Source organism: Bradyrhizobium sp. SHOUNA76 (genome assembly GCF_023006445.1).
Lineage (GTDB): Bacteria > Pseudomonadota > Alphaproteobacteria > Rhizobiales > Xanthobacteraceae > Bradyrhizobium.
In genome coordinates this window covers 1-821 of sequence record NZ_JALBHA010001011.1, presented here as the reverse complement: position 1 = coordinate 821, position 821 = coordinate 1, and the positions used below count along the sequence as shown (strand labels likewise).

1 protein-coding gene is annotated in these 821 nt (G+C 66.6%); it reads left to right on the top strand.

From position 1 onward, the window contains the following. A partial coding sequence (locus MOV74_RS39345; protein ID WP_246933012.1) for a HAMP domain-containing protein occupies window positions 1-821 on the top strand: 821 nt, incomplete at both ends.

Below are 821 nucleotides of genomic sequence, written 5' to 3'. Positions count from 1 at the left end.
CGCCTGTTCGGCATCGTCGCCAAGGCGGCGCAATGGTCGATCCTGATCGTCGTCGTGCTCGGTCTCGGCGGCGGCATCTTCGTCGCGCGCCGCGTGCTCCGGCGCATCGACGCCATGACCGGGACCGCGCAGCGCATCATGACCGGCGATCTCAGCGGGCGTCTTCCGGTGGGGCGGAGCGGTGACGAGCTCGACCGCCTCGCCGAAAATCTCAATGCCATGCTGGAGCGGATCGAGGCGCTGATGGCTGGCTTGAAGGAGGTCTCCGACAACATCGCCCACGATCTCAAGACGCCTCTGACGCGCCTGCGCAACCGCGCCGAGGAGGCGCTGGCAAAATCGGGCTGCGAAGCCGATTACCGCGCGGCGCTGGAACGGACCATCGAGGAATCCGACGGTCTGATCCGCACCTTCAACGCGCTGCTGATGATCGCGCGCGCCGAGTCCGGACAGGCGCGCGGCAACATGGATGATTTCGACGCGGCCGAGGTCGCGGGTGGCATCCACGAGCTCTATGAGCCGCTCGCCGAGGACGACGGCATGACGTTGAAGGTCAAGGCCGAGCCGACACCGGTTCACGCCAATCGCGAATTGGTCAGCCAGGCGCTCGCCAATCTGGTCGAGAATGCGATCAAATACGGCAAGCCGGCGGCGCAGACCGGCGGAACTGTGGTCAGCATGGACACAAGGCCGATCACGATCGAGGCAAGGCGCGACGGCGACCAGGTGCTACTCAGCGTCACCGATCGCGGCCCCGGCATCCCCGAGGCCGACCGCAAGCATGCCGTCGAGCGATTCGTGCGGCTGGAAGCCAGTCGCAC